The sequence below is a fragment of the Methylobacterium sp. CCH5-D2 genome (assembly GCF_001556475.1).
In the GTDB taxonomy this organism is placed as follows: domain Bacteria; phylum Pseudomonadota; class Alphaproteobacteria; order Rhizobiales; family Beijerinckiaceae; genus Methylobacterium; species Methylobacterium hispanicum.
This window is the reverse complement of sequence record NZ_LSIX01000531.1, coordinates 1-5,644: the sequence shown is the minus strand read 5'-3', so window position 1 is coordinate 5,644 and position 5,644 is coordinate 1. Positions and strand designations below refer to the sequence as shown.

Sequence of the window (5,644 nt, the reverse complement as noted above, 5' to 3'; positions counted from 1 at the left end):
GTGTCAGGCCCGCCGCTGTCCCTCAGTGGCGGGCCTTCTGCGTTCATGCGTAGCTCGTTAGCGAGCGGTCGCTTCAACGACGATCCGTGGAGCGACCGGAGCAACGGGCACCAGGCGGGGCGCAGTGGTCAGCTCAGACGCCGGCCGTACAGCCGCCGTAACGCGAGCCTGATCGCGGTAGAGCGTAGGCGTGATGTTGGTGCGCTCGTCGGCAATCGCGGCACCCGCCACGGTGGCGGAAGCGAGAGCGGCGAGGATGAAGGTGCGAACGGTCATGGGTTTGGTCCCTCCGGGATTTCGGGGCTGATGCCCTGTTTCGAGAGGGAATGTGCGCTGCGCCGCCCCATCATTCCAACAGATGCTATCGATAAGTCGTATCGATGCCATCAATGATCTTTCTGCGCGCCAGAGGGTCGTAGGTGGGTCCCTTTTCGGCGCCGATCTGGCCCCGCGAAGCTCTAAGGATTTCTCGCAGGGTGCAACGTACGCACGGGCGTTGTTCGGCCCTTAGGGCCCAGTTGAGCGGCACAGCCGGCATTCGCCTGAAGCGGCCCTTAACCTTTGGCGATGGCTTGGCATACAATGAGCGCATGCCTCTCATACGTTTTCGTATGTGGCATGCCAGATGGTGCGACGCGATATAGCGGCCATCGAAGACACCCGCTCAGGACCACGCTGATGACCTTACTTGCCGCTCTCGCCCTCCTTCCTGTCGCTGCTGGTGTCCAAGTTTCGCTCGTGATCGCACTGGCCCACTACATGGACGGTGACCGCACTGCTGCCGGCTTCTCCGGCCCGGTCCCGACCCTCGCCTGATCCACGGCAGAGCCGCCTCGCGCGGCCAAAGTGATGCAGCCCGCCCGGTTCTCCGCGGCGGGCTTTGCCGTTCTAAGCTGGGTTACGCGCTACGCTGGACGGCCTCGTGCCCCAGCTCGTCGCCTTCGGCCTCCGGGCCGCGGCTTAACCGATCCGGTGAACTCTCCTTACATTCGGGCTCTGGCCGTGGAGCGCCTAGCCTCGGGCTCGCGTTGGTTCAGGGGCAATGCTGGGCCAGGAGGCCAGCGATGCTCTGGCGGCGAGAGCTCTACACGAGTTCAAGCGGTGACAGGTGGTTCCTCGCGTGGGATACGGGGTCGGATCGCCCATACATCCTGCACGAGCCGAACGCAGCCTCAGGCGGGCTGCCGCGCCAGAGCTAAATCGGCTCCTTCTTGGTGACAGGTGGGGACGCCCCCGAACACCAAGAGCTTCTGCGGATGATCGGGACGCTCGCGGAAGGTGGCACCCTCGTCACGCCGCCCCCTGAGCACGCACGCTCGCATTGGGTGCCGTTGAACGGGCCAGGTTGAGGGGCACTGATGGCCGCCCCTCTCGCTTCCGTCTCCTTGTGCGTTGCAGGCGCGCGGCACAGCCCGGCTTCATCTCCGGTTGAGGCTCTTTCCTCACCCCGTGGTCAGGACAGCCGATTATGGAGTTCGCATCCGCTTCCCAAGTTCCGCGCCATGTCGCACGCCGCCAACCACCTGCTGCTCAACCACCGTGAAGTCGCTGCCGTGGCAGCCACATCGGCCATGTTCTTTGCTGGGCTGTTCTTCGTGACCTGGCTAGGGGCCTGAGCGGTCTAGATCGCTTCGCCCTGTGCGGCGTGCGGGATCATGAGGTGGTCGTAATCTCCGTTCGGGCAGGAAAATTCGGAGGGCGCTGCACTATTCCTCACAGCAAGAAAATTTGAGTCGAACACAAGAATTTCTATTCAGGCGCTGAGTGCATGGCTCTTCTATTGGGGGCCGGGTGTGCCCCCCTCAGGGAATAGCAATATACGTCGCGCTACTTATGGGTTGTGCACTATGGTGCGATGCATAATGCGCAGACCGCGCCGCACAAATCCGTGGTTCAATGTCTTCAACGGTCGCTTCAAAGGTCGACCACGCCGGAGACAAACCATGCGCACCATTCAGCTTCTCGCCCTTGCTGCCCTCGCTTCTGCTGCCACTGCTGGCACCACAATGGCTGAGGACCGCATCAACCTGACGCCGCCGCTCTACCGTGAGCAGGCTCGCGTCACCGCGGCCGTGCGGCCAGCGTCCGAGTTGACCACGACCCCGACCCCGACCCCGACTGCCGCCGCCCCGGCAGCTCGGCGTGTTGTCGCTGAGGCGGGTGCGCTGACCCGCTAAGTTATTGCGGCTCGACTATCGGCCGGAGCCTGTCGTCGGCTGGATGGGCTGACCAATAGGTCGGTCCTGTGGGTGCCTCTTTGGGTGGGCTGATTGCTGAGAAGCAACGGTCTCACCACATCAGCCACGCTATGACCCTCGCCGCGCTCTTGCCGCCGGTCGCCACAGCGACCGTGCTCAACTGCTTCTTGTTCGCGCTGGCGTGGCGCGGGGACCGGACCGAGCTGCGAACCGGTAGGACGCCTTGGCCGCTCGTGCTAGGCATCACCTACATCGAGCGGCACGCCCTCGCCCTGCCCCAGCAGTACGCTCAGGGGTACGCCGACAGCATCGAGTGCACTGTCTGCCCAGCGCCCATGAAGGCCGAGCGGATGCGCTACCTGATCCAGCACCACCCTGCCGTGGTGCCCTTCGTTCAGCAGCACATCCCGCCCGCCATTCAGGCCTCGCAGCAGGCCATGAACCAGATCGGCGCCGCCCTGCTCCCCTGCTTTGAGGACCGCGCATGAGGGCAAGGCTGCTGTCATGGCCCTGTTACCAGGGGCTAGCGCACCGAGTTACCGTCTTGGCTAGTGGCGAAATCTGACGCTTGGTACCCGTCACGAAAGGCCGCTTCCGACCGATTTTGTTGAAAAACTCCGGGTTATCGCCCCAAGCGGCGCCCAGTCCGAGTCGTCGGAGTATGTTTTCCTCTTGTTCGCGATGAGATGCCACGATGGCCGCGCATCCTGAGCTATCCGGAAGTAGGATCTTCTCCAGAAACCGCGGCTAGGAGTGCTGCTTCGGCCGATCCCGAGTTTTTCAGCAAAATCGACCCTGAGCGGCCCCTGGGAAGGTCCGCTTGGAGGCTGCCGAGTTGGACAGCGATTGCGATCAGTTCGGGTGAATTTTCGTCGGCTTGCTTCCGAGTACGGATAGAAAGCGTGCCGCAGCGAGCGGCGGAGCGGGGTCAAAACGCGGCCGACGAGGCGGATTGATATCAGGCCGCGAAGGCAATCTCGGATGCTGCGTCTGTCTTGCAGGCGCGCACGCAAGCACGGGCGAGCGCCTCTGTCGCGTCCACAAGCTTCGTACGCAACGTTCCTTCGACCGAAGCGAGTGCCACTGGGATCTCGGTACAGGCCATTACAACCTGGCTACAACCTGCGGCGACCAGCGCCTCGGCCTGCGCCTGCAGGATCTCCGTCGCCTCGGCGAGCTGGCCGGCCTTCACCAGCCGGATCGCCCGCATCACCTCCTCCTGTCCGGCCGCGTCGGGAGCCCGGCAGGACAGACCCTTGTAGGAAAGCCGCTCCTGGTAGAGGCGGCCTTCGATGGTGCTGGTCGTGCCCAGGACGCCGATGCAATCACCCTTCCGCGCGGTCAGCTCGAAGGTCACGGCGTCCACGATGTGCAGGATGAGGACAGGCGTCGCATACTGGAGGGCGCAGTGCCACATGTGGGCGGTGTTGCAGGGTATGGCGATGCAGGTCGCACCTGCAGCCTCAAGCCGCCGCAGGGCGTCACGCATAGCAGGAAGCGGATCGGCTCCCTCCCCACGGAGTGCGGCGTTGCGGTCTGGGATGTCCGAGGCGGAGCACACAACCATTGGGATATGGTCTTGGTCGCAAGCAGCCGGGGTGTTGCGGACGACCTTCGCCATGAAATCGACGGTCGCCATCGGACCCATCCCACCTAGCACACCGAGCATCGTGACCTCCTGCTGTGAGGGCAGGATGCGTGGCCTGCACCGGCGGGTCCAATGCCGTCTCAGTCCGACCTATTCCGATCTTGCATAATTGCGGCGACGGCTTCTGCAGCCTCCCAGACGGCTGACACAGCGGCGCGGCGATGACCGGCATTCCTGTAGAGGCGCACCTCAAGAGGCATTGCCTCGCCCAACGCGATCAGCCTGCCTTCGGTCAGCTCGTGCCCGACGAGGCTGCGCGGTAGCCATGCCAGCCCATGGCCCTCCAGGGCCATGAATTTCAGCGCCTCGGCCATCGCGTTTTCGTTCGTGTGGGCGACCGCCGCGGGCGGCCCGCCGGCCTGCGCCTGTGCGAACGTCGCCACGCGGCCCAGGAAGGAGTTCTGCGCGTAGCTCAGGAGCGGCAATGGCGCGTCCGTCGGCGTCGGGCTCCGTACGGCCACAAGGCTGTCGGCCCCCACCACCCAGTGTGGGAACTGCACCGGGTCGAGCAAGATCGGCACGCTCGGATGGTTGAAGGTCAACAGGAAGTCGTACCCGCCTTCTACAACGGCCTGGATGCAGGTGTGGAAGTCGTCGGGCAGCAGGCGGCTACTCAGGGGACCAGTCCGGGCCTCGATCTGGCGGAACCAGCCCGGGAAGAAGCTCAGAGCCAGGGTGTGAAGCGCCGCGACCGCGACGGTCTGCTTGTTCGGCTGGGCGCTGGCCTGCAAAGCGGCGCGGCTGCCGTGGAGCATACGCACGGCTTCCTCGGCCGTCTCGCGGAACTCCCGGCCGGCCGGCGTCAGCGAGGTCGGATAGGTGCTGCGGTCGATGAGGGCCACACCGAGCCAGATCTCCAGAGCCTGGATCCGGCGGCTAAAGGCGGATTGGGTGACGTGGCGCTCCTCGGCTGAACGCGAGAAGTTGCCGGTGCGGGCGAGGCTGACGAAGTCCTCGAGCCATTTCAGTTCCATGATGGGTCGAGACTAGCGCGGTAGCGGGGCTGTGACCAACCTCCTGTCTTGCCAGAGGCTTATGAAGATCGCCATCGCACGAACGACCGCTTCGGGGACGGATGCCAAAGCCCGCTCCCCACCCTCTACGGACCTCGTGGATGAGTACCAAGTGGTAGATTTGAGCCTACGACGGTCCGGCGGGCGCCCGTGCCAGAGGTCGTCGAGGACGGCCCGGCACCAGGGCACGTACTGCGACGGCCCCTGACAAGCCATCCCTTAGGCCTCGGGCCCGACCGCGTCACCAACAGCAGGACCTCCTCCAGGCTGGCCCCGGCCCCGAGCCGCGCAACCATGCGCTCCGTGTCGTACTCCCCGCGCCGCCGGGGGCACCACACGCAGCTCACCCGCACCCGCCGGTAGGGGAATTCGCCCAACGTCCGAGGTTCGTGCATCTCATCCTTGCCCGTTGACCCGCCCCGCATGTTCCCTATCTGTTCTCAATGGAGAGACGGTCAATGCTAAGCCTGGACGACATCGCGGCCGCGGCCGCCGGCGAGGAGCGGGACGCCCTGTGGCGGTCCGTGGCCGAGGATATGGAGGAGGCCGCCGGGCGCCGCCGCGGCGGGCGCGGATTCGTGCAGGCCGACCGGCCGGCGGATCTGGCGCGGGCGCTGGGGCGGGACCGGCGGGCGAGGTTGTCCACAGGCACGTCCTGGGGCGGCGCCCAGGGCGGCCGCTGGGCGTAGCGGGAGGGCACCCGCCGCCCCAGTTCCGCCCCGGAAAAGCAAAAGCCCCGAAATCCTTTTCGGGGCCCGCGCCTAAGTATCTGTATTTGCTAGGTG

The 5,644-nt window shown here is 65.3% G+C and carries 6 protein-coding genes; 3 read left to right on the top strand and 3 right to left on the bottom strand.

Features of this window, described 5'->3' with window-relative positions; translation table 11 throughout:
- Nucleotides 1-57 precede the first annotated feature (57 nt).
- A complete protein-coding gene (locus AX737_RS13565) occupies nucleotides 58-276 on the bottom strand; it encodes a hypothetical protein (protein ID WP_066922142.1) in 219 nt (72 codons plus the stop codon).
- Between the two features lie 1,667 nt (nucleotides 277-1,943).
- On the opposite strand from AX737_RS13565, the gene AX737_RS35825 reads away from it, so the two are divergent.
- Complete coding sequence (locus tag AX737_RS35825; protein ID WP_066922140.1) at nucleotides 1,944-2,177, top strand: hypothetical protein; 234 nt, start codon at nucleotides 1,944-1,946, stop codon at nucleotides 2,175-2,177.
- A gap of 254 nt (nucleotides 2,178-2,431) precedes the next feature.
- Nucleotides 2,432-2,686, top strand: coding sequence for a hypothetical protein (locus AX737_RS13555; protein ID WP_156453699.1), 255 nt, complete (start codon nucleotides 2,432-2,434; stop codon nucleotides 2,684-2,686).
- Nucleotides 2,687-3,156: 470 nt separating this feature from the next.
- Here the strand turns inward: AX737_RS13555 and AX737_RS13550 are convergent, their stop codons facing one another.
- Entirely contained in the window at nucleotides 3,157-3,867 is a 711-nt protein-coding gene (locus tag AX737_RS13550) for an amino acid racemase (protein WP_066922126.1), read from the bottom strand.
- A gap of 59 nt (nucleotides 3,868-3,926) precedes the next feature.
- Nucleotides 3,927-4,820, bottom strand: coding sequence for a LysR family transcriptional regulator (locus tag AX737_RS13545; protein ID WP_066922124.1), 894 nt, complete (start codon nucleotides 4,818-4,820; stop codon nucleotides 3,927-3,929).
- Between the two features lie 497 nt (nucleotides 4,821-5,317).
- Here AX737_RS13545 and AX737_RS13540 point away from each other — a divergent pair, with 497 nt between their 5' ends.
- Nucleotides 5,318-5,548, top strand: a complete 231-nt coding sequence (locus AX737_RS13540) for a hypothetical protein (RefSeq protein ID WP_066922122.1) — start codon at nucleotides 5,318-5,320, stop codon at nucleotides 5,546-5,548.
- Nucleotides 5,549-5,644: the final 96 nt, after the last annotated feature.